Source organism: Nocardioides sp. NBC_00368, assembly GCF_036090055.1.
Classification (GTDB): Bacteria; Actinomycetota; Actinomycetes; order Propionibacteriales; family Nocardioidaceae; genus Nocardioides.
In genome coordinates, this window is record NZ_CP107970.1 from 4,577,148 (window position 1) to 4,597,652 (window position 20,505).

A 20,505-nucleotide genomic window follows, 5' to 3' on the forward strand; every position below is an offset into this window, starting at 1 on the left:
ACACTTGGGTCGTGGTCAAGCCCTCTATTCAACGCTCCCACCATCTCTCGGCCCAGCAGCACGAACGGCTCGATCGTGCGACCGCCGCTCTCGACGGTCCCGTCGGGGCCGTCGACCTGGAGGCGTTCGACGCCAACGCCGACGACCTCGTGCGCCGAGCCGCCGGCACCCCGATCCGAGTCGCCAGCAAGTCCGTACGCTGCCGGGCGCTGATCGACCGCGTGCTCGCCCGTGAGGGATATGAGGGGATCCTGGCCTTCACGCTGCCCGAGGCGCTGTGGCTGGCCGAGACGCACTACGACATCGTGATCGGCTACCCGACCGTCGACCGGGCCGCGCTCGCCGCGCTCGCGAAGGACGAGGAGAAGCTCGCCCGGATCACGCTGATGGTGGACAGTGCCGAGGGGTTGTCGCTGGTCAAGGCCGCGATCGGCACCCCGGTCGCCCCCGTACGCGTGGCCATCGACCTCGACGCCGCGCTGGTCATCGCGCACCGCATCTGGCTCGGCGCCCGCCGCTCGCCGGTCCGCACCCCGGAGGAAGCCGTCGCGCTGGCCCGGATCGTCGCCGAGGACCCTGACTTCCAGCTGGTCGGGCTGATGGCCTACGAGGGCCAGGTCGCCGGCACCGTCGATCGTCCGCTCGGCGGCAACCCGCCCGCCCCGGTGATCCGGCGGATGAAGAAGGCCTCCATCGCCGAGATCACCGAGCGCCGCGGGAAGATCGTCGCGGCCGTGCGCTCCCTGACCGATCTCGAGTTCGTCAACGGTGGCGGCACCGGCTCGATCGAGTCCACGAGGGCCGACACGTCGGTCACCGAGATCGCGGCCGGCTCCGGCCTCTACGGTCCGACCCTCTTCGACCGCTACGACGGCTTCACGCCTCACCCGGCGGCCTACTTCGGGCTGAGCGTCGTGCGTCGTCCCGCGCCAGGCATCGTCACCGTCGCCGGGGGCGGCTGGATCGCCTCGGGCCCGCCGGGACTCGACCGGGTCCCGAGCCCCACCTACCCCTTCGGCCTGGAGTACGTCGCCACCGAAGGCGCCGGGGAGGTCCAGACCCCGCTGCGCGGGCATGCCGCCGACGAGCTCGCGATCGGCGACAAGGTCTGGTTCCGCCATGCCAAGGCCGGCGAGGTGTGCGAACGGCTCGACACCCTCCACCTGATCGAGGGCGACTCGATCATCACCGTCGCACCGACGTACCGCGGTGAGGGCCAGACCTTCCTGTGACCTGCCGGGTCACTCGCCCAGCAGCTGGAACCAGCTCTCGGTGACCAGCTCGCACATGCGGTCGTGCTCGACACCCCAGAACCCGTCCGACCAGCGCTGGAACAGATAGTCGAGCTGGCCGACCGCCAGTGCGCCGCGCAGCCGCCGGCTGTCGGCGTCGAACCGGTCCGCCTTGTCCAGACCCGCGCTGACGTCCTCGATCGTCTCGTCCGTCCAGGCGTCGACGATATGGCTGAGATCGGGATCGACGGCCTGGGCTGCCCGGGCGACCGTGACGATCGGACGCACCCCCGGCCACCGGGCCATGGCCTGCCGGATCCAGGAACCGAGCTGCTCGCGGGTGCCGGCCGCCACCGCATCGGCGAGGCCGCCGAGCGAGCTGCCCTCGGGGGAACGAATCTGGATCAGCTCGTCCTCGAGGCGCTCGGCGACCAAGGCCTTGATGACCTCCGACTTCGAGGGGAAGTAGGCATAGAACGTCACCCGGGTGGTGCCCGCCGCCGAGGCGATCTCATCGATCGTCGTGGCTGCGTAGCCGCTCGCGACGAACCGATCCATCGCTGCATCCAGCAGGAGCTGGCGAGTCATCGCCCTCTGAGCCGCACGCTTGGCCATGGCGTCACGATAGGCGACGCCGGGACCTCTCTGGAGATTTCCAAGTTTTCTCGAAACCCGGTGTCCGGCCGACGGGCCGTCGGTAGGTTCGGTCCCGATGGACGATCATGTGACCTGGGCGGACAAGGGCTTCATGGAACCGGGGGAAGCCGTCGATCTCACCACCTACGCAACCTCCGGCCGCAACCTCTTCGACGGCTCGTTCACCTGGCCGGTGATGGCGCTCAAGAAGAACGCGCTGGAGCACAACATCGCGACCCTCGCGAAGTTCGCGGAGGAGCACGGACTGTTGCTCGCCCCGCACGGCAAGACCACGATGGCGCCGTCGCTCTACCGGCGGCAGCTCGACGCCGGCGCGTGGGCGATCACGGTCGCCTCGCCCAGCCAGGCGCTGGTCGCCCGCCGCGCCGGCGTACGCCGGGTCCTGGTCGCCAACGAGATCCTCGACCACAGCGCGCTGAGCTGGGTGGCCTCCGAGCGTGCGGCCGACCCCGAGTTCCTCCACCTGCACTGGGTCGACTCGGTCGAGGGCGTCGAGGCGGCGGCCGAGGCGTCGGCCCTGGTGGGCGTCGAGGACCGGCCGCTGGCCGTGTTGATCGACCTGGGCTTCCCGGGCGGACGTACCGGCACCCGCTCCGTCGAGCAGGCGGTCGAGCTCGCGCGCGTGGTCGACTCCACGCCCGGCGTACTCCTCGCCGGGGTGGCCGGCTACGAGGGCGGACTGGAGACGGCCGAGGAGGTCGGCGACTACTTCGACCGTCTCGAGGAGCTCGCCTCGATCCTGTTCACCGAGGGCCTCGTCGCCGCCGATGCCATCGTCTCGGCGGGCGGGAGCGCCTTCTTCGACGTCCTCGCCGAGCGCTGGTCCGCGGGCTGGCCCGAGGGGATGACGCCTCGCAAGGTGCTGCGCAGCGGGACCTACCTCACCCACGACCACGGCCTCTACGCCGCCACGACGCCCTACAACCGCATCGCGGGGAGCCTGGACCCGGCCATCGAGGTGTGGGCCCAGGTCGTCTCGGCCCCCGAGGACGGGCTGGTCATCGTGGGTATGGGCCGGCGGGACGTGCCCTACGACAACGGCATGCCGATCCCGCTCACGGTGCGGCGCAGCGGCTTCGGCGGTGCGGAGGAGCTGGCGGGCACCGTCGAGAAGCTGGGCGACCAGCACGCCTTCCTGCGCACCGACGCCGGCCTGCGGCCGGGCGACCTGGTCAGCTTCGGGATCTCGCACCCGTGCACGGCGTTCGACAAGTGGCGGCTGATCCCTGTCGTCGACCTCGACTACACGGTGACGGACCTGGTCCGGACGTACTTCTGAGGCGTCCGCCGAGGCGTCACGCGATGTCGGAGAGACGCACTCTGACCTGGTAGAACGCGCCGTGGTCGGTGGCCCGGCGGGCCGACGGACCGGAGTAGACCTGGTAGCGGTCCGGACGCAGCGACGGGCTGAGGAAGGCCTGGTCGATCGGCGCCCGGGGGCCGGTGGCGCAGCCCTCATGCTTCGCGAGCGGGCTCACCAGGCCGGTCCCGGGCGAGGTCAGGTCGCACAGGATGTCGTTGCGCTGGTTGAAGTCACCGGCGACGACCATCGGCACCTCGGCGCGCGCGACCACGTCCTTGACGATCTGGGCATTGATGTCGCGCCATCTCTTCTGTCGAGGAGCCGAGGGGATGCTCGCAGGGAAGTGCACGGGAAGCACCCCGAAGCGCTCGCCCGAGGAGCGCTCCTCCAGCACCACCACGGGCGCGCTGACGCGGGCACCGTGGCGGTAGTACATGGCAACCGTATCCTTGCTGACCAGCCGGAACGCCGATCTGCGGTAGAAGACCGCGTCGTCGGTGGCGTCGGGCGTCGAGACGAGGGCGTACTCCCGTCCGAAGGACTCGAAGGCCTCCCGCTGCGGCGCCTCCACCTCCGCGAGGACGCCGAAGTCGACAGCCGTACGCCGCAGGTGGCCCACCACGATCCGCATCCGTGGCACGCCGTCGAGCCGGCCGGCGGCAGCGCCTCCGGGAGCCGTGTGGTGGTCGGCCCAGGCGTTGAGCCAGGCGAAGCGCTGGAAGCCCGGCTGAACCGGTGCCGCCTGGGTGACCTCGACGGTCGGGCCGGCGGCCGCCGTCGTCGGGACCAGGAAGCTCAGGGCAGCGCCGAGGACGCCGCACAACGCGACCGCGGGCACGACGGCGCGCAGCAACGCTGCCCGACCTGGACCCGAGGAGATCAGTGTGGGGGACACGCCTACTGACGGTATGGGCGGGCAGTGTGCGCACGGCCAAACGCGTTCGAATACCGCGAAACCCCAGATGAACGACCAGGGAACCGGGTCCATGAGCGACCGGACGGTTCCGTGACGACCCGCGGCGCCTACAGGTCCATGAAGATCAGAGCGCCCGCGATGTCGGCGGTGCCGTAGTGGAGGTAGTCGTCGACGGTCGCCTCGGGGACGCCCTTCTGCGCGGTCACGAAACCGACGACGACCGCCTTGGAGGAGTCCTTGGCGACCCACTTCCCGATCACGTCGTCCTCGATGAGGCTGCCGGTGGGCAGGTCGATGTCGGTCTCCTTGACCGCCTCCGCGGCCGCCGTCGCCTTCGCCTCGCTGTCGAAGACGTAGATGACCCGGAGCATCCGCAGCTTGCCGCCCTCGGCGTCGTGGATCCCCATCGCGGCGTAGCGGCAGCCCTTCCGGTCCAGGGCAGCCGACGCGATCGCCCCGCAGTCTGGGTAGTCCTGGGAGGCCACGTACGTCGCGTTCATGCTCACGTCGCCGAGCTTGAACTTCCAGTCACCCTCGAAGAGGTCCGCGGCCAGCCCGCCCGGAGCCGGAGCCGCGGAGGACGGGTCCGGCGACGTGGTCGGGGTCGCGGTGACCGTCACCGGCCCCGGCCCTCCGGTCGGGTCATCCTCGCCTCGGAGGATGACGATCGCCGCGGTGATGATCACGCCGATGATCAGCACACCCGCGATCGCCCCGAGCCCGATGACGATCGGCCACGGGTTGTGAGGCTTCTGCGGCGGGGGCGGACCTCCCGTGCCGAACGAACTCTCGTTCGGCGGCCAGCCGGCCTGCGGCGGCCCGGGCTGGAGGTTCGGCGCAGGCGGCATCGCCCCGTACCCGTCCGGTGGAGGCGGTGGTGGTGTCGGTGTCGTCATCGGTCCCCTGCCCGAGTAAAGAATCCCGTGGGAGAAGCGTTTCCCCGCGGTTCCGCAATTCTCTCCTACGTCCCCGCCACCGCTGCTACTTTCTGCGATGCGCCAACGGGTGGGCGCCCGCTGGCCCCTCACGCTCCGCACAAAGGATCCTCCATGGCTTCTCGCCCGACCACGTACGCCTCCGACCGGGTGAGCCCGTAGATGGAGACCAGGTGGAAGGTCCTCGTCGTCGCCGGGGCGGTCGTGGCCATCTGGGTGGTCCTCGAGCTGCTCGGGTTCATGGCAGACGTGGTCATCGGGGGCTTCTTGCGGAGCTATCCGGTGGCTCTGGCGGTCGTCGCGTTGGCGGTCGGCTACCTGCTCGGTCGCGACAGCAGTCGCTGAAAGACAGTCCGGGACGTTCCCGTCCTTCTACCCGCAGGTAGTGGACCAGAACGCCCCGGACTACTCGGTCTAACCCGCGATCAGCTCCACCGGGATGTTGCCGGCGGTGGCCTTCGAGTACGGGCACAGGGTGTGCGCGACCTCCATGAGCGCCCGCAGGGTGACGTGGTCGACGCCGGTCGCCGAAGCCCGGAGGACCGCGCTCAGGTTGTGGTCCCCGTTGTCTGCGGTCACGGTGATCTCGGCGGTGACCTCGGTGTCACCGAGCCGGATCTGACGGTCGGCGGCGGCCTTGCCGAGTGCACCGCGGAAGCACGCGGACCATCCGGCGCCCAGGAGCTGCTCCGGGTTGGTGCCGGCGCCGTTGCCGCCCAGCTCGACGGGGTAGGCGTGCAGGACGTCGAGATTGCCGTCGGGGGTGGTGCTCCGGCCTCCGTTGCGGCCCTCGCCGACCGTGGTGACGACGGCCGTGTAGCTCTTGCTGGTCATCGATGGTTCTCTTTCTCTTCCGATCCCTGGCGGTCGCCAGGGAGGTGTGTGGGTCGCTCAGGCGCCTACGGCGGCGGTCCGGCTGGACGCGCGGCGGCCGAGGCCGGCCTGGACGACGATCGCGAGCGCGGCGACGGCGATGAGGACCCCGGCGTACAGCTCGAAGGTCGGGATCAGGCCCCATCGCTGAGCGAGCTGGCCGGCGATGATCACGGGAACACCGAAGGAGAGGTACGCGACGGTGTAGATCCCGGCGAAGACGCCGGCCCGGTCCTGGGGCCGGATGTGTGGGGCGACGAGGCGGAGCTGGCCCCCGAAGGCCCCGCCGAACCCGAGCCCTCCGAGGACCGCCCCGAGCCAGAGGATCGGGAGTGACGTCGTGAGGACGCCGGCGACCACGACGACCATGCCGATGAGCACGAGCACCTTTCCCGCGATCGTGCTCCGGCGGGCGGGATGCCGGGCGAAGTAGAAGCTGGCGATCGCTGCGACGAACGGTCCGAGGAAGGCGGTGAACCCGGTCACCAGACCGCCATCCAGGCCGAACTGGAGACGCAGGACCGATGGTGAGAGTCCGAGGAAGAAGGCCGGGGTCATCCAGGCCGCGACGTGGACGGGAATCCCGGCCAGGAACTCGGTCCGGATGTTGCTGGGCACGCTGATCCGGGGTGCCAACGACTGCCAGGCGCCCGGTCGCGGGTCGGAGGTCTCGCTGGTGAACACGACGAAGACCATCGCCAGCACCATCACCAGCGAGAGCGTGCCGAACACCAGGGTGTTGGCGTCCGGGAGGAGCTGCACCGCGGCACCGGTCGCGAGCGCGCCGAGGGCGAGACCTCCGGCGACCGACGCCGCTGCCAGCCCGCCGGCGAGCATCTTCATGTGGGCGGGCGCGTGCTCGACGATCGCTGCGCTGAAAGCGCTCGTGGCGAGGCCGGTCGCCAGCCCCTGGATCGCACGGGCGACGATCACCCAGCCGATGTCGGGGGCGGCGAGGAAGGCGACCATCGAGATCAGCTCCCCGGCCAGGGCCGTGACGAGGACCGGCCGGCGGCCGAGATGGTCGGACAGGGAGCCGCCGACCAGGAGCGCCACGAGCAGGCCGAGGGCGTAGACCGAGAAGGCGAAGGTCAGGGTGCCGGCCGAGAACCCCCACTCCTGCTGACGGAGGGCCAGCAGCGGCGTCGGGGCGCCGGCCGCGAAGAAGAAGGCCGCGAAGATCGCGGCGAGCCCGGCGAATGCCGCCGTAGGGCTGAGGGTGCGTGACATCGGAGGACTCCTTAGACAGATCGGTCTAACTTCATGGGTCCATTTAGACAGATCTGTTCAAGCAAGTCAAGCCGTTTAGACAGACTTGTCTGATATTCTTCTTCCATGAGCACGAAGAGGCCATCCGCACGGCAGCGTCTGCTGGAGACGGCCGACCGCCTGTTCTACGCAGAGGGCGTGCACACGGTCGGCATCGACAGGATCATCGAGGAGGCCGGCGTCGCGAAGGGTTCGTTGTTCTACAACTTCTCGGGCAAGGACGAGCTGGTCGCTGCCTACCTCGAAGGGCGCCATCAGCGCCGGCGCGAGCGCACGGAGCACCATCAGAATGCCGTGTCCGATCCGGTCGAGAAGCTCCTCGCGAGCTTCGACGCTCTCGACGAGGTGGCGCATCTTCCGACCTATCGGGGCTGTCCGTTCGCCAACGCGAGCGTCGAGGCAGCGGCAGGCAGCGCGGAGCTGGCCGCGCTGAAGGCCTTCCGCGGCTGGCTGCGGGAGATGCTGCTCTCGCTGGCGGTCGAGGCCGGCTACGACGATCCGGCCGCGGTCGCCGACCGGTTGCGGCTGCTCTACGACGGAGCCGTGGCCAACTCCCAGCTCGACTCGCACCCGGAAGCCGTCCGGCTGGCCAGGGAGCTCGCCCGGACGGTGTTGGAGTCCTCCCCGCGTACCTGAGACACCTGAGATACGCAGCGGGCCCGGACGCCACCGCGTCCGGGCCCGATCTCGTCGCTCGTCAGGGGGCGACGGGGTAGTGGCTGGAGATCGCGATGCGGTTCCAGGCGTTGATGGCGATCGCGACCCAGGTGAGGGCGGCGATCTGCTTGTCGTCGAGGATGCTCTCGACATCCACCTTGGGGGCGGCGGCGGTGTGCAGGTCGCCGATGCGGGTGATCTGCTCGGCGATGGTGAGGGCGGCCTGCTCCTCGGGGGTGAAGTACTGCGACTCCCACCAGGCGGCGACGAGGGCGAGACGGTCGGTGGTCTCGCCGTTCTTGAGGGCGTCCTGGGTGTGCATCCGCAGGCAGAAGGCGCAGCCGTTGATCTGCGAGGCGCGGAGCTTGACGAGGTCGACGGTGAGCCGGTCGACGCCGGCGACGGTGATGGCCTCCTCGACCGCCTCCTCCACGGCCATCTGGGCCTTGTACGCAGCGGGGAACAGCTTGGTCACGTTGACGTTGGCGAGCATCGTGGTCCTTCGGGTCTGGCCCGCCACAGCGCGGGCACTCATCAGGTTGACGAGGTGGCGCCGACGGATGTGAGGTCGCCACCTCACATTCACACTGTCTGGCTCGTCACACTGGGTGAACCCGGAGGAGATGCGACGATGCCTGACATGGACGACCTGGGCGAGGTGATGATCGAGCGCCGTCGCCTGATCGCGCTCGCCTACCGACTGCTCGGCACGCTCGAGGAGGCCGAGGACGCGGTCCAGGAGACCTACCTGCGCTGGTACCGCCTCTCCGACGACGAACGGGCGGCGATCGACAACCCCTCCGGCTGGCTGAGCCGCGTCACCAGCCGGATCTGCCTCGACGTACTCAAGTCGGCGAGAGCCCGCCGGGAGAGGTACGTCGGCCCCTGGCTGCCCGAGCCGGTCAGGCCGGGTTTCCTGGCGGCCCCCGAGGATCCGGCCGACCGGGCGACCCTGGACGACACGGTGAGCACCGCGCTGCTGGTCGTGCTCGACGCGATGACCCCGGCCGAGCGGGTGGCGTTCGTGCTCCATGACATCTTCGCCGTCCCGTTCGGCGACGTCGCCGAGGTGGTCGGCCGCTCGCCGGCCGCGGTGCGGCAGCTCGCCGCCTCGGCACGACGCCGGGTCGCCCAGCAGCGCGACGACGTCGCGCCGCTGCCCGAGCACGACGACGTGGTCCGCGCCTTCGTCTCGGCCACCGCCGGCGGCGACCTCGGCCGGCTGGTGACGCTGCTGGACCCGTCGGTCACGCTCCGTTCCGACGGCGGCGGCCGGGTCAGTGCGGCGCGCAACCCGATCGAGGGGCCGGAGAAGGTCGCCCGGTTCCTGCTGGGCGTGCTCACGAAGCGGCCGACCTGGACGATCCGCACGGAGGCCACCGCCGACGGCCTCGGGTTCACGCTCGTCGAGGACGGCGCTCACCGAGGCGTCGCCAACCTCCGGGTCGCCGGCGGCCGGGTCACCGACGTCTGGATCGTCCTCAACCCGGACAAGCTGGCCCGCTGGAGCTGACCGCTGCCCCCGGAGGCGGTAGTCCAGGGAGTTTCCGTCGGTCTACTCGCTGGTAATAGACCGGAACTCCCTGGACTACCCCGACAGCCAGGTCACAGCCACGGCCCGAGCTCCGGCGCGTCGACGAGGCCGTGCGGCCGCCCGGCGAGCCAGGCGGCGACGTCGGGCAGCGAGCCCGCGACACCGCGCAGGTCGTCGTCGGAGAGCCCTCGCTTCGTACGGATCTCGCCGGCGAGGGCGAGCAGGAAGTCGTCGGGGAGGTCGGCGAAGGTGATTCCGACGCCGAGGTCGACGGCGTGGATGCAGACCTCACGGGCGCGCATCCACGGGACGTCGCTGGCCTTGCGGGTGACGAGCTGCGCGGTGATGATCTCGTGCTCCCATTGCGAGGCGGTCAGCCGGTCCATGGCCGCGTCGAGCTCGCCGGCGCCGCGGAGATACCACTCGCGGAGCTCCTCGGCCGGCCGCGTCGCCGCCGCCTCGATGTCGGCGTTGCGCTGCTCGGTGGAGGCGTACATCCGCTTCTCCACGCCGGTCTCCGCCCAGGAGATCAGGTTGCCGAGGGCATCGGCGTTGGCGGCGACGTGGCCGATCAGATGCTTGCGGGTCCAGCCCGGCAGCTGCGAGTCGGCCTCGAAGTCGGCGGCAGAAAGGCCGTCGATGGCGCCGGTCAGCAGGGCCGTGCCCTCCCTGGCCCAGCGACGGGAGTCGTCGAACGTACGCGTCGGGGTGGTGCCGATCAGGACGGACATCGTGTTCAGCCTTTCACGATCGTGTTGGTGAGGGTGCCGATGCCCTCGATGGTGATCTCGACGGTCTCCCCGCCCCACAGGAACTCCTGAGGTGCGCGGGCGTGCCCGACCCCGCCGTTGGTGCCGGTGAGGATCAGGTCGCCGGGGCGCAGCGTGGTGATCGTGGAGATGTAGCGGACCAGGTCGACCGGGTCGAAGAGCAGGTCGGAGGTGTTCGCGCTCTGCTTCTCGACGCCGTCGACGGTCAGCCTCGCGGCCAGCTGCGGACGTACGCCGCCGGGCAGCTCGTCAGGAGTCACGACGTAGGGGCCGACCGGTGTGGTGGCCTCCCACATCTTGCCCTGCAGCCACTCGCGGGTGCGGAACTGCCAGTCGCGGACCGAGTAGTCGTTGGCCGCGGTGAAGCCGGCGATCGCTGCGGCGGCCTGCTCCTCGTCCGCGTGCCGCACGGTCGAGCCGATCACGATCGTCAGCTCGCACTCCCAGTCGAGCTGCTCGGTCTCGGCGGGCTTGGCCACCGCGTCGTTCGCGCCGGTCAGGGTGTCGGCGAACTTGGCGAACAGGACCGGGTACTCGGGCAGGTCACGGCCCATCTCCTCGATGTGGCTGCGGTAGTTGAGCCCGACGCAGACGACCTTGCTGGGCCGGGGCACGACCGGCGCGAAGTCGGCGCCGTCGGCCGGATAGGTGGTCGATCCGGTCGAGGACGCCCGGGAACTCCAGTCCTCCTCTGCGAGGAGGTCGCCCACGGAGGCGTAACCCAGGTCCACGTGCTGGTCCCCGTCGAGCCTGACCGCGCGGGTTCCCTTGGCCGTACGGATGGTGGCGAGCTTCATCGTCTGGTGTTCCTCACTTGTCGAGGGGAGGGCTTCGGAGACGTGGCCATTCTCACAGCGCCGTCCCGAGCTCGGGCAATCTCCTGCGGAGGCGAGCGATAGATGCCAGGTTTGGTGTGATCAGGAAGAGGTGGGATGGACAAGCCGCTCAAGACCCGGCCCCCGTACGCGATCACGAGCGTCGACCACGCACTCAAGCTGGCGACGATCCTTCAGCTCGAAGGCCGCTTGACCGTCTCGGAGGCAGCGGCTCGGCTCGACGTCGCTCGCTCCACCGCCCACCGACTGCTCGCGATGCTGGTCTACCGGGACTTCGCGGTCCAGGACGAGGACAAGGTCTACCGGGCCGGACCGGTGCTGGAGCTGGCCGCCCACTCGCGCTCGACCGCCTCCCGGCTCCGCCAGGTGGCGCTGCCGCACCTGCAGCGCCTGGTCGACCTGCTCGGCGAGTCCGCCAACGTCGCCGTGCGCGCGGGCGACACCTGCCGGTTCATCGCCTCGGTCGAGTCGCCGCAGTCGCTCAAGGTCGGCTCCCGCGAGGGCATGGTCTTCCCCGCCCACCGCACCACCGCGGGCCTCCTGCTGCTGGCCCAGATCTCCGAGGACGAGCTCGCCTCGCTCTACAGCCGGGAGAGGTACGCGGACCACCTGGCCGATCGCCCGGACCTCGAGGCGCTGCGCACCGAGCTGGAGCGCGTACGCCGCAACGGTTTCGCCTTCAACGACGGCCGCTCCGAGCGGGGCGTGGTCGCCGTCGGGGTGCCGGTCCGTGGCGCCGGTGGCGACGTCGTCGCCGGGATGTCCATCTCCATGCCCAGCGTCCGCTACGACAAGGAGTCGCTGCCGAGCATCGTCGCGACCCTGATGTCCGGTGCGGCGTCCCTGGAGCGTGACCTGAGTCAAGGGTGATCTGCGTCAACTTGATGCCGGTAGCGTCGGTTGGCGAGTTAACCTAGAGGCCGATGAGCAATACTCCCCCCTCCATCGACACCAAAGCATCGAAACCGGCCGGCATCGACTGGCTAGCCACCACCGCAGGCGCTCTTGCCGCCGTCACCTCCGCGCTGCTGCTCTCCACTCTCGGAGCCGTGGGCACCCTGATCGGGGCGGCGATCGGCAGCGTCGCGGCCACCGTCGGCTCCAACCTCTACACGCAGTGGCTCGCCAAGACCCACCAGAAGGTGACCAGCGTCCAGGCGATCGCCCGGTGGCGGTCGGCCGGGCTGGCCGGCGCACGGAGCGAGGCTTCTTCGGAACCCGAGGCCGAGACGGGGGACGGGAGCACCGCGACCGAAGCCACCGAGGTCACCGACACCGAGCCGATGCCGTCGTGGCGGGAGCGCCTCGAGGCGCTGCCCTGGAAGCGGATCGCTCTGCTCTCGCTGGCGATGTTCGTGGTGGTGGTCGCCGTGATCACGGTCTTCGAGCTCCTGGCCGGGCGCAGTGTCAGCTCGATCGTGGGCAACGGTGACGGCGGCACGACGCTCTCCCGCGTGACCGGCGGCGGATCGGACGCTCGCGACGAGGGGCCGGGCGAGGACCCGTCGAGCGGTGCCACCGCGACGCCGGAGGAGTCCGCGAGCACCACCACCGAGCCCTCGGAGGAGGCGCCCCAGGAGTCGGAGTCGCCCGCGACGGGGGACCCGAGCGCCGAGCCGTCCACCTCGACCGGCCCGAGCGCGACGCCGTCGGAGCAGCCGAGCGAGAGCGCCGGCACGTCCAGCGAGCCGTCGCCCACGGCAGGAGCCTCCTCGGAGGCCACCGACCCGGCGACTCCCTGAGCCGGGGTCACATCCGGAAGAGGATCTCCGCGCCGAGGTCGGTGTTGCCGTAGGAGGTGTACTCCTTGCCCTTGGCCACGGTGATGCCGTCGTTGGCCGTGACCATGGTGTAGACGACGTACTTGCCGTAGTCCTTCACCTTGAACCAGCCCTGGGTGTATCCGGGCAGGGAGGCTTCGGTGGGCGGGATCACGTGTCGTGGCTCGATCCGCGCGGCGGCCTTGCCCGCGTCCTCGACGGTGGTGAAGTCGTAGATGAAGTGGGTCATCCGCAAGTTGCCCTGCTGAGCCTTGTAGGAGACCCGGACGGCGTAGTCGCAGCCGAGGTCGCGGATGGCGCGCTTGAGCGTCGCCTTGCAGCCGGAGTAGTCCTTGCCGCTGAGGTAGCGGGCCTTCAGCGTGACGTCGCCGTAGGTGAACTGCCAGGGCCGGGGGACATCGGCCTTGGAGAGGTGCTCGGGGCCGATGGTCGAACGCGAGGTGGCGCCGTCGCTGGGGTCGGCCGGGGAGCTGGTGTCGGGCCAGCCGGGTCCGCGGCTGGACTCGCCGCTGACGTCGGACCTGCCGCCACCCGGGCTCGCCGATCCGGTCGGTGCCTTGCCGGCCGAGGGCGTGTCGCTCGACGTCGGCGCGCCGGCGGTCGTGGCCGCGTCGTCGCCGCGCGTGAAGAGGGCGTAGACGACCACTCCGCACACGACCACGAGGCCGAGCGAGACGGCGATGGTCAGGAGCTGGCGCAGCGGGCCGCCGCGCCCGGCGCGCTCCTTGCGGGCGTTGAACGCCGGCCGGTCGCCGCCGAGGTCCTCGGAGAGCCCGATCAGGCGCTCGTTGTAGTCGAACGGGGCAGGCTGATTCTGCGGCTCCTCGTCAGGCGCGCCCGAACCGGGGGAGCCTGGGGGCGGCGGATACGGCATGGGGTTTGTCTACCATCTATCGACGGTCGCCACGCCGAAGGTTTCGAAGACGGACGAATTCCGGTCCGATTCACCGTTCGAGCGGCGAGATGAACATGGATACCCACCGTACGCGGCCCGGGACCCGGGCACCTACAACTTGGCCATGCTTACCCAATCCTCTTCGTCGGGCCGTGTGCCGGAAACCCTTCGGGAATCGCGTGTTGCTGCACTGCAGGAATTCGAAGAACCAGTCTTTGCAATGCAGATTCTTGGGGAATCGAATGTGCTGCGGGGCAAGGGAAAGAACACGAAACTCAGTTACCCGTTCCCGGTAAGCCGCGAAACCCGTGGTTCCGGGGCGGAAGCCCGCAACAAGCGGGCCTTTCCCCCAGGAGGAGACGTATGAGGTTCGAACGCACCACTTTCCGTCCCCGCACCGTCGCCGCGCTCGCCGCGGGTGTGGGTCTCGCGGCCTCCGCTGCCGTCGCCGTCCCGGCAGCCGCCGCGGACGCCGAGTTCAGCAAGGCCGAGGTCGCATCGGTCAGGTCGGCCGTCGCCGAGTCCGCCCCGGTCGGCTCGTCGTGGTACACCGACCCGGCCACCAACAAGATCGTCGTCACCGTCGACGAGACCGTCTCCGCGGCCGAGATCGCCGAGGTCAAGGAGGCTGCCGCGGAGAAGACGAGCCAGGGCGACGAGGCCGTGACCGTCAAGCACACCAAGGGCGAGTTCACCCCGCTCATCGGCCCCGGCGACGCCATCTACGGCGGCGGCTCGCGCTGCTCGCTCGGCTTCAACGTCAAGGTCGGCGGCGCCGACTACTTCCTGACCGCGGGTCACTGCACCAACGCCGTCTCGACCTGGTACGCCAACTCGTCGAACACCACGCTGCTCGGCCGGACCGCGGGGTCGAGCTTCCCGGGCAACGACTACGGCATCGTCCGCCACGACACGTCCATCTCCAAGACCGGCGGCTTCACCGCGGGCACCGCCCGGGTCGGCCAGAGCGTCACCCGTGACGGCTCGACCACCGGCGTCCACAGCGGCACCGTGACGGCGGTCAACGCGAGCGTCCGTTACGCCGAGGGCACCGTCAGCGGCCTGATCCAGACCAACGTGTGCGCCGAGCCCGGTGACTCGGGCGGCGCGCTCTACTCCGGTTCGACCGCGCTGGGTCTGACCTCGGGTGGCTCCGGCAACTGCACCACCGGCGGCACGACCTTCTTCCAGCCGGTGACCGAGGCGCTCAGCGTGTACGGCGCCACGATCTACTGATCGAGCACGGCTGATCCCGCACGGCTGATCCAGTGCAGGTACGCCGCGGGGTGGAGTGGTTTGGTCCACTTTGCCCCGCGGCGTACGAAATTTCGTCGAACAACGAAAGTTTTTTGCCAACGACTGGCCGATGAGGCATCTACAACGCCATACTCACTGTGGTCGTGTTCGGGCACACTGCGGTGGAGGAATGTATGAGGTTCACCAGGTCACGTAACCGTCTGCTGGCAGCAGCAGCCGGTCTAGGTCTGGCGGCTAGCGCCGCGGCCATGCCGGCGGGCGCCGCGCCACCGGAGCAGAGGCACAGCGCGAGGGCGCTCGCGGCCGTCCACTCCGCAGTGGACTCGGCGGTCAACCGGTCGGCGCTCTCCGGCATCGCGTGGTACACCGACGAGGCCACCGGCAAGGTGGTCGTCACGGCCGACTCCACGGTCCCCGCATCCGCGCTGAGCAGGCTGACCGATGCCGTCGGCGTCGATGCCGACGCGATCACCCTCAAGCGTGCCAAGGGCGAGTTCAAGCCGTTCGTCGGCGCCGGCGACGCGATCTACGGCTCGGGCTACCGGTGCTCGGTGGGCTTCAACGTACGCAGCGGCGGCAACCACTACTTCCTCACCGCCGGTCACTGCGCCGACGATGTCGAGACGTGGTACACGAACTCCGGCGAGACCACCCGGATCGGGCCGACGGTCAAGGCGAGCTTCCCGGGCAACGACTACGCGCTGGTGCGTTACGCGAACACCTCGCTCACCCACGCGGGCGGCTACACCGTCGGTGACGCCCGGGTCGGCCAGAGCGTCACCCGCGACGGCTCGTCCACCGGCGTGCACTCCGGCCGGGTCGAGGCGCTCGACGTCTCGGTCCGCTACCGCGGCTCCGGCACCGTGCGCGGCATGATCCAGACCGACATCTGCGCCGAGTCGGGTGACTCCGGTGGTCCGCTCTACGCCGGTTCGACCGCCCTCGGGATCACCTCGGGCGGCACCGGTGACTGCTCCTCGGGCGGGACCACCTTCTACCAGCCCGTTCGCGAAGCCGTCCGCGCCTACGACGTCAACATCTACTGATGGTCGCCGCCCCCGTCGGGGGCATGGTGACGCCACATGGGACGAAGTGGTCCAGACCACTTCGCCCTATGTGGTAATGATTTCGGGGTAACGGTGAAATTTTCTTTCTCCGCATGGCCGACCGGTTGAGCCGCCGACATACTCCCAGGAGGTCGTGCTCGGGCACATCGCGGTGGTCGGGCACTCCTGGCGCCTGCAACCACGCGGGTGCCTGGTCGTTTCGTAGGAGGAACACATGAGTTTCACCACGTCCCGCACCCGCCTGGCCGCAGTCGTGGCCGGTCTTGGCCTGGCAGCCACCGCTGCCGTCATGCCGGCTGCCGCCGCACCAGCTGACAAGAAGCTCGGCCCGAAGGCGCTGGCTTCCCTCAACTCCGCCGTCGACAAGTCAGGTGTGTCCGGCATCGCCTGGTACACCGACGAAGCCACCGGCAAGGTCGTCGTCACCGCCGACTCCACCGTCTCGAAGGCAGAGCTCGCCAAGGTCACCAAGGCTGCCGGCGCCGACGCCGACGCGCTCACGGTCAAGCGCACCAACGGCACGTTCACCACGCTGCTCGGTGCCGGCGACGCCATCTACGGCTCCGGCTACCGCTGCTCGTTGGGGTTCAACGTGCAGAGCGGCAGCAGCTACTACTTCGTCACCGCCGGTCACTGCGGTGACGAGGTTCCGACCTGGTACGCCAACTCGTCCCAGTCCACCCTGATCGGACCGACGGTCGCCTCGAGCTTTCCGGGCAACGACTACGCCCTGGTCCGCTACGACAACAGCTCGCTCTCGCACCCAGGTGGCTTCACGGTCGCCGATGCGTACGTCGGCGAGCGGGTGACCCGAGACGGCTCGACCACCGGTGTCCACAGCGGCATCGTCCAGGCGCTCAACGTCACCGTGCGGTATCAGGGCTCGGGTCGGGTCGGTGGGCTGATCCAGACCAATGTGTGCGCCGAGCCCGGTGACTCCGGCGGCGCGCTCTACGACGGCACGAAGGCGCTCGGCATCACCTCGGGCGGCTCCGGCAACTGCACGACGGGCGGAACGACCTTCTTCCAGCCCGTTCGTGAGGCCGTCAACGCCTACGGCGTGACCGTCTACTGAGCGTTCGGCGAGCCTGAGTCGGCGCAAACGGACCGGAGCGAAGCGAGGACCGTATTGCGCCGACTCAGGGCGAGCAGACGCTCAGACCGCAACCGGAATCAGGGCCGAGCCTGCCGACTCCTTGATGAGCCGGGCGTACGCGTCGAAGAGCCGCTGCTCGGACAGACGCTGCCGGTTGCGGAAGATGCGCTCGAAGTGCTCCTCGCGCTGGGCGAAGGCGACCTTCCAGGTCTCGGCCATCTCGGCCGGGTCGAAGGACGCGACCAGGCGCTGGTCGCCGACCATCGCCGGCGCGTCCCCGACCGGCGTGGTCACCGGGACCGCGCCGCAGGCCATCCCCTCGAGCAGGCACAGCGGGGCGGCCTCGCCGAACGCCGAGGTGAGCGTGATCAGGTCGGCGGCGTTGTAGAGCGGCGCCATCTGGCTCTGGATCCCGAGGGCGTGCAGGTTGGTCCCCAGGGCCGGCCACGCGCCCAGCTCCTCGGCCACGAGTGCTGCGAAGGCCGGGTTGTCCGCGGTCATCCCGGCGCCGCACATGACGAGGTGGGCGTCGGGGTGCTCGTGGACGAACCGGCGCGCGGCGCGGACGAAGAGCGGGATGTTCTTCATCTCGTCGAAGCGGGCCGCGATCATCACGACCGGCTGCTCGCCGGTCACGCCGAGCTCGGCGCGCTTGCTCGCGCGCAGGTCGGCGTCGGTGCGGAACTTGTGGAGGTCCACGCCGTTCGGGAAGACCGGCAGCCGCTCCAGCGGGATACCGGTGGCCTCGTGGTAGGCCCGCTGCGTCGACTCCGCGCAGCACACCGCCGCGGTCAGCAGCCCGGCCCGGTCGAGGTCGATGAGCTCCTGTACGCCGGCCCCCTGGTGCTCCGGGTCGGAGCGGTGAAGGCAGGTGATCAGCGGAGTGCCCGACGTGCCGACCCTCCCCAGCACCGTGAGCGGCTGCTCCTTGAGGGAGAGCACGACGTCCGCCTTCGCCACCGACTGCGCCACCCGCTTGAGCTGGCTGGCGGTGATCGGACCGGTCGGCGTACGCCTCAACGCCCGGACCGGAACCCCGGCCGAGGTCAGGCGTCGGTAGGAGTTGTCCGAGGAGATCCGCTGGGCGGTGAACTCGCGCTGGACGCGGTCGCTGAGGCTCAGCACGCTGTGCCGTTGCGGCGTGGTGGCATCGAGCGCGCGGACGACGGCGGTATGCAGGATCCGGGCGCCGCCGGCGAAGAAACCTTCGTACAGGGAGAGGACGGAGGGGCCGTCCTCGAGGTATGCCACGTTAGACATGTCGACCTCACTGATCCGCAGGGCAGCATCGCCCGAGCGTTGGAGTTGGTGGGGCTACGGCAGAGATATGCGGCTTTGCAGGTGATCGTCGCTGATCGAGCGTCAGCCAGCGGGCCCGTTTGAACGAGTTCAGGGCAACATCGGGTGCCTTCGGCATCCGGGGTGGACGCTAACGCGTCGGGATGAACATCCCAAGGCGTCGTCGGCTCGGGACGCGTGATTTCACTTGTTCGTCATCTTCACGCGCGCATCGTAGGGAGGGACGGAGGATTTCTCGAAACCGGCGGGGATCCGGAGTCGATTTACGCTATCGGATGTGGCGTGCGTCACGCTATGCGTTCACCGAGATTGTTCGGTGAACGGATGGCGCGGGTCTCGGACGCGCTGCCGAATAGAGGCGCAACGGTGGCCGGATCCCGCTACCTTCGAGAACCATGACGACCGAGGTGACGACGTACCGCTATGTCCGTTTCGCGCTGTGCTGTCTGCTTCTGGGCCTGGCGGTCTCCGTGGGTGCCGAGACGATCGTGAGCGGGGAGTGGCAGACCTCCATCTCGTCCTACTACTACACCCCCGCAGGCCCGGTCTTCACCGCCGTCCTGTGCGCGCTCGGCGTGTGTCTGGTGGTGCTGCGGGGTTACACCGACGCGGAGGACACCGCCCTCAACCTCGCCGGGCTCTCGGCGCCGATGGTCGGCTTCGTGCCGACACCCGAGATCGGGCAGGAGATCGACAAGGCGGCGATCGTCAACAACGCCTGGAGCTATCTGGCGGTGATGGCGATCGGCTGGGTGGTCGTGTTGATCTTCGGGCTCCGCAAGCGGGCCGCCGCAGGTGCCTGGCCTTCGCGCTGGGGCCTGATCGGTCTGGTCTCGGTCGCGGGGGCGTGGTTCGTCGGTGTCGGCTGGCTGCTGATCGACCAGGAGAGCTTCGCGGCCAAGGCGCACGGGCTCGCGGCGATCTTCACCTTCACGCCGTTCGCGCTGGCGGTCGTGCTCAACACCGACTGGGGCGTGCGGAAGATCGCGCGCGAGGCGGACAAGGCGCGCACCCGGCTGGACAAGACCTACTGGGTGCTGGTCGTGGCGATGGTGGTGCTGCTGGCCGCCGGCATCGTGCTCGGCCTGGTCGGGTGGCACCTGTGGCTGCTGGCGACCGAGGTGTCGCTGCTGGTGTGCTTCGCGATCTTCTGGGTCATCCAGAGCTTCGACCTGATGGACCCGGAGCGCGACGCTGCCACCACCCGTCCGCGGGACCCTCTCACCGGAAGTCGATGAGCAGGTCGTCGTCGCCGTTCTCGGGGTCGGTGACGACCCGGGGGAGGCGTACGGCGGTGTCGGTGCGCTTGGCCAGCGGCACGGTCGGCCGGTCGGTCTCGTCCACCTCGTCGGCCCTGTCCGCGCCGACCACCTGAGCGCGCGGGAGCACCTGGGTGCGCCAGGCTCGGCAGTGGTAGGGCAGCTGCATGCCGTCCATGCCGCGGCCGTAGTCGTCGTAGAAGGCCAGCACCTCGCGGCGCTTGTGGTCCTGGGCCTCGCGCTTGAGGACCGCGACGTTGGAACGCGACAGGACCAGGTCCTGGATCGAGTGGCGGTCGACGACCTGCCAGTGCCGGAACGTCTGGGACTCTACGGCGGAGAAGAGCCCCGAGTCGTCGAGGATCTTCGTCGGGTCGAAGTCGCTGTCCTGCTTGCCGATCAGTCGGCCCAGCTTGCGCACCCAGGGGATCCGCTCGTCACGCTCGTTCTGGATCACGGCGAGTCGTCCGTCCGTACGCAGCACCCGCCCGACCTCCGCCAGCGCCCTGGCGTGGTCGAACCAGTGGAACGCCTGCCCGACGACGACCACGTCGTAGAGACCGTCGCCGGTCGGGATCTGCTCGGCGGTGCCGCTGGTGGCGCGTACGTCCGGGAGCTTCTCGGAGAGGATGTCGAGCATCGCGTCGTCCGGGTCGGTCGCGAAGACGTCGTGGCCCAGGCCGACGAGCACCTCGGTGAGCTTGCCGGTGCCGGCGCCCAGCTCGAGGATCGAGCACGGCTCCTCGCCGACCAGCCACTTCACCGCGTCGACCGGGTAGGACGGGCGCCCGCGGTCATAGCTGTCCGCCACGCTTCCGAAGGAGCGTGCCGGGTCGGGGTTCGCTGGGTCCGTCATCGTGGCCAGGGTA

General features: G+C 69.7%; 23 protein-coding genes. 12 read left to right on the forward strand and 11 right to left on the reverse strand.

Annotation, left to right across the window (positions count from 1 at the left end; all coding sequences use genetic code 11):
• The first annotated feature begins 11 nt into the window (after positions 1 to 11).
• On the forward strand, positions 12 to 1,232 hold the full coding sequence (locus OG984_RS21850; protein WP_328528284.1) for an amino acid deaminase/aldolase: 1,221 nt from the start codon (positions 12 to 14) through the stop codon (positions 1,230 to 1,232).
• Between the two features lie 9 nt (positions 1,233 to 1,241).
• On the opposite strand, the gene OG984_RS21855 is transcribed toward OG984_RS21850, so the two are convergent.
• Positions 1,242 to 1,847 carry a TetR/AcrR family transcriptional regulator gene (locus tag OG984_RS21855; RefSeq protein WP_328528285.1) on the reverse strand — a complete coding sequence of 202 codons (606 nt, stop codon included), beginning with the start codon at positions 1,845 to 1,847 and terminating at the stop codon, positions 1,242 to 1,244.
• A gap of 97 nt (positions 1,848 to 1,944) precedes the next feature.
• Here OG984_RS21855 and OG984_RS21860 point away from each other — a divergent pair, with 97 nt between their 5' ends.
• Positions 1,945 to 3,168 (forward strand): alanine racemase, encoded by a 1,224-nt coding sequence (locus OG984_RS21860; RefSeq protein WP_328528286.1) that lies wholly within the window; start codon positions 1,945 to 1,947, stop codon positions 3,166 to 3,168.
• A 16-nt stretch (positions 3,169 to 3,184) separates the two neighbouring features.
• Here OG984_RS21860 and OG984_RS21865 read toward each other — a convergent pair whose 3' ends face one another.
• Both OG984_RS21865 and OG984_RS21870 read right to left on the reverse strand, forming a co-directional pair.
• Complete coding sequence (locus OG984_RS21865; protein ID WP_328528287.1) at positions 3,185 to 4,087, reverse strand: endonuclease/exonuclease/phosphatase family protein; 903 nt, start codon at positions 4,085 to 4,087, stop codon at positions 3,185 to 3,187.
• 128 nt (positions 4,088 to 4,215) lie between these two features.
• On the reverse strand, positions 4,216 to 4,956 hold the full coding sequence (locus OG984_RS21870; protein WP_328528288.1) for a hypothetical protein: 741 nt from the start codon (positions 4,954 to 4,956) through the stop codon (positions 4,216 to 4,218).
• A 249-nt stretch (positions 4,957 to 5,205) separates the two neighbouring features.
• On the opposite strand from OG984_RS21870, the gene OG984_RS21875 reads away from it, so the two are divergent.
• The gene (locus OG984_RS21875; RefSeq protein ID WP_328528289.1) at positions 5,206 to 5,388 is read left to right on the forward strand and encodes a hypothetical protein; all 183 of its coding nucleotides are present in this window, start codon (positions 5,206 to 5,208) and stop codon (positions 5,386 to 5,388) included.
• Between the two features lie 69 nt (positions 5,389 to 5,457).
• On the opposite strand, the gene OG984_RS21880 is transcribed toward OG984_RS21875, so the two are convergent.
• Both OG984_RS21880 and OG984_RS21885 read right to left on the reverse strand, forming a co-directional pair.
• Positions 5,458 to 5,877 carry an Ohr family peroxiredoxin gene (locus OG984_RS21880; protein WP_328528290.1) on the reverse strand — a complete coding sequence of 140 codons (420 nt, stop codon included), beginning with the start codon at positions 5,875 to 5,877 and terminating at the stop codon, positions 5,458 to 5,460.
• A gap of 57 nt (positions 5,878 to 5,934) precedes the next feature.
• Entirely contained in the window at positions 5,935 to 7,146 is a 1,212-nt protein-coding gene (locus OG984_RS21885; protein ID WP_328528291.1) for an MFS transporter, read from the reverse strand.
• Between the two features lie 105 nt (positions 7,147 to 7,251).
• On the opposite strand from OG984_RS21885, the gene OG984_RS21890 reads away from it, so the two are divergent.
• On the forward strand, positions 7,252 to 7,821 hold the full coding sequence (locus OG984_RS21890) for a TetR/AcrR family transcriptional regulator (RefSeq protein ID WP_328528292.1): 570 nt from the start codon (positions 7,252 to 7,254) through the stop codon (positions 7,819 to 7,821).
• Positions 7,822 to 7,882: 61 nt separating this feature from the next.
• Here the strand turns inward: OG984_RS21890 and OG984_RS21895 are convergent, their stop codons facing one another.
• Positions 7,883 to 8,422 carry a carboxymuconolactone decarboxylase family protein gene (locus OG984_RS21895; protein ID WP_328528293.1) on the reverse strand — a complete coding sequence of 180 codons (540 nt, stop codon included), beginning with the start codon at positions 8,420 to 8,422 and terminating at the stop codon, positions 7,883 to 7,885.
• A gap of 51 nt (positions 8,423 to 8,473) precedes the next feature.
• Between OG984_RS21895 and sigJ the strand changes: the two genes are divergently transcribed.
• Positions 8,474 to 9,355 (forward strand): RNA polymerase sigma factor SigJ, encoded by an 882-nt coding sequence (gene sigJ, locus OG984_RS21900; RefSeq protein ID WP_328528294.1) that lies wholly within the window; start codon positions 8,474 to 8,476, stop codon positions 9,353 to 9,355.
• Positions 9,356 to 9,447: 92 nt separating this feature from the next.
• On the opposite strand, the gene OG984_RS21905 is transcribed toward sigJ, so the two are convergent.
• Entirely contained in the window at positions 9,448 to 10,107 is a 660-nt protein-coding gene (locus OG984_RS21905) for a maleylpyruvate isomerase family mycothiol-dependent enzyme (protein WP_328528295.1), read from the reverse strand.
• A gap of 5 nt (positions 10,108 to 10,112) precedes the next feature.
• Positions 10,113 to 10,943 (reverse strand): fumarylacetoacetate hydrolase family protein, encoded by an 831-nt coding sequence (locus OG984_RS21910; protein ID WP_328528296.1) that lies wholly within the window; start codon positions 10,941 to 10,943, stop codon positions 10,113 to 10,115.
• Between the two features lie 135 nt (positions 10,944 to 11,078).
• Here OG984_RS21910 and OG984_RS21915 point away from each other — a divergent pair, with 135 nt between their 5' ends.
• Both OG984_RS21915 and OG984_RS21920 read left to right on the forward strand, forming a co-directional pair.
• Entirely contained in the window at positions 11,079 to 11,852 is a 774-nt protein-coding gene (locus OG984_RS21915) for an IclR family transcriptional regulator (RefSeq protein WP_328528297.1), read from the forward strand.
• A 53-nt stretch (positions 11,853 to 11,905) separates the two neighbouring features.
• A complete protein-coding gene (locus OG984_RS21920; protein WP_328528298.1) occupies positions 11,906 to 12,724 on the forward strand; it encodes a hypothetical protein in 819 nt (272 codons plus the stop codon).
• Between the two features lie 7 nt (positions 12,725 to 12,731).
• Here the strand turns inward: OG984_RS21920 and OG984_RS21925 are convergent, their stop codons facing one another.
• Entirely contained in the window at positions 12,732 to 13,637 is a 906-nt protein-coding gene (locus OG984_RS21925; RefSeq protein WP_328528299.1) for a hypothetical protein, read from the reverse strand.
• Between OG984_RS21925 and OG984_RS21930 the strand changes: the two genes are divergently transcribed.
• The 4 genes from OG984_RS21930 (at position 13,636) to OG984_RS21945 (ending at position 17,057) form a co-directional block, all read left to right on the forward strand.
• A complete protein-coding gene (locus OG984_RS21930; protein WP_328528300.1) occupies positions 13,636 to 14,025 on the forward strand; it encodes a hypothetical protein in 390 nt (129 codons plus the stop codon). The two genes, OG984_RS21925 and OG984_RS21930, sit on opposite strands and share 2 nt — an antisense overlap.
• Positions 14,022 to 14,894: a S1 family peptidase gene (locus OG984_RS21935; protein WP_328528301.1), complete on the forward strand. Its 873-nt coding sequence runs from the start codon at positions 14,022 to 14,024 to the stop codon at positions 14,892 to 14,894. Before OG984_RS21930 ends, OG984_RS21935 begins: the two co-directional genes overlap by 4 nt.
• Before the next feature lie 194 nt (positions 14,895 to 15,088).
• Entirely contained in the window at positions 15,089 to 15,961 is an 873-nt protein-coding gene (locus OG984_RS21940; RefSeq protein WP_328528302.1) for a S1 family peptidase, read from the forward strand.
• A 235-nt stretch (positions 15,962 to 16,196) separates the two neighbouring features.
• Entirely contained in the window at positions 16,197 to 17,057 is an 861-nt protein-coding gene (locus OG984_RS21945; RefSeq protein WP_328528303.1) for a S1 family peptidase, read from the forward strand.
• Positions 17,058 to 17,138: 81 nt separating this feature from the next.
• On the opposite strand, the gene OG984_RS21950 is transcribed toward OG984_RS21945, so the two are convergent.
• Complete coding sequence (locus tag OG984_RS21950) at positions 17,139 to 18,338, reverse strand: glycosyltransferase (protein ID WP_328528304.1); 1,200 nt, start codon at positions 18,336 to 18,338, stop codon at positions 17,139 to 17,141.
• Positions 18,339 to 18,772: 434 nt separating this feature from the next.
• Between OG984_RS21950 and OG984_RS21955 the strand changes: the two genes are divergently transcribed.
• A complete protein-coding gene (locus tag OG984_RS21955; RefSeq protein WP_328528305.1) occupies positions 18,773 to 19,615 on the forward strand; it encodes a hypothetical protein in 843 nt (280 codons plus the stop codon).
• Here OG984_RS21955 and OG984_RS21960 read toward each other — a convergent pair.
• Positions 19,599 to 20,492, reverse strand: a complete 894-nt coding sequence (locus OG984_RS21960) for a class I SAM-dependent methyltransferase (protein WP_328528306.1) — start codon at positions 20,490 to 20,492, stop codon at positions 19,599 to 19,601. The two genes, OG984_RS21955 and OG984_RS21960, sit on opposite strands and share 17 nt — an antisense overlap.
• Positions 20,493 to 20,505: the final 13 nt, after the last annotated feature.

Bases quoted from the DNA above. Each gene is read 5' to 3' on its own strand.
- OG984_RS21960 (WP_328528306.1), bottom strand. From the start codon at position 20,492: ATGACGGACCCAGCGAACCCCGACCCGGCACGCTCCTTCGGAAGCGTG.
- OG984_RS21930 (WP_328528300.1), top strand. From the start codon at position 13,636: ATGGGGTTTGTCTACCATCTATCGACGGTCGCCACGCCGAAGGTTTCG.
- OG984_RS21925 (WP_328528299.1), bottom strand. From the start codon at position 13,637: ATGCCGTATCCGCCGCCCCCAGGCTCCCCCGGTTCGGGCGCGCCTGAC.
- OG984_RS21920 (WP_328528298.1), top strand. From the start codon at position 11,906: ATGAGCAATACTCCCCCCTCCATCGACACCAAAGCATCGAAACCGGCC.
- OG984_RS21940 (WP_328528302.1), top strand. From the start codon at position 15,089: ATGAGGTTCACCAGGTCACGTAACCGTCTGCTGGCAGCAGCAGCCGGT.
- OG984_RS21855 (WP_328528285.1), bottom strand. From the start codon at position 1,847: ATGGCCAAGCGTGCGGCTCAGAGGGCGATGACTCGCCAGCTCCTGCTG.
- OG984_RS21905 (WP_328528295.1), bottom strand. From the start codon at position 10,107: ATGTCCGTCCTGATCGGCACCACCCCGACGCGTACGTTCGACGACTCC.
- OG984_RS21915 (WP_328528297.1), top strand. From the start codon at position 11,079: ATGGACAAGCCGCTCAAGACCCGGCCCCCGTACGCGATCACGAGCGTC.
- OG984_RS21870 (WP_328528288.1), bottom strand. From the start codon at position 4,956: ATGCCGCCTGCGCCGAACCTCCAGCCCGGGCCGCCGCAGGCCGGCTGG.
- OG984_RS21955 (WP_328528305.1), top strand. From the start codon at position 18,773: ATGACGACCGAGGTGACGACGTACCGCTATGTCCGTTTCGCGCTGTGC.
- OG984_RS21860 (WP_328528286.1), top strand. From the start codon at position 1,945: ATGGACGATCATGTGACCTGGGCGGACAAGGGCTTCATGGAACCGGGG.
- sigJ (WP_328528294.1), top strand. From the start codon at position 8,474: ATGCCTGACATGGACGACCTGGGCGAGGTGATGATCGAGCGCCGTCGC.
- OG984_RS21890 (WP_328528292.1), top strand. From the start codon at position 7,252: ATGAGCACGAAGAGGCCATCCGCACGGCAGCGTCTGCTGGAGACGGCC.
- OG984_RS21935 (WP_328528301.1), top strand. From the start codon at position 14,022: ATGAGGTTCGAACGCACCACTTTCCGTCCCCGCACCGTCGCCGCGCTC.
- OG984_RS21875 (WP_328528289.1), top strand. From the start codon at position 5,206: ATGGAGACCAGGTGGAAGGTCCTCGTCGTCGCCGGGGCGGTCGTGGCC.
- OG984_RS21885 (WP_328528291.1), bottom strand. From the start codon at position 7,146: ATGTCACGCACCCTCAGCCCTACGGCGGCATTCGCCGGGCTCGCCGCG.
- OG984_RS21945 (WP_328528303.1), top strand. From the start codon at position 16,197: ATGAGTTTCACCACGTCCCGCACCCGCCTGGCCGCAGTCGTGGCCGGT.
- OG984_RS21950 (WP_328528304.1), bottom strand. From the start codon at position 18,338: ATGTCTAACGTGGCATACCTCGAGGACGGCCCCTCCGTCCTCTCCCTG.
- OG984_RS21880 (WP_328528290.1), bottom strand. From the start codon at position 5,877: ATGACCAGCAAGAGCTACACGGCCGTCGTCACCACGGTCGGCGAGGGC.
- OG984_RS21910 (WP_328528296.1), bottom strand. From the start codon at position 10,943: ATGAAGCTCGCCACCATCCGTACGGCCAAGGGAACCCGCGCGGTCAGG.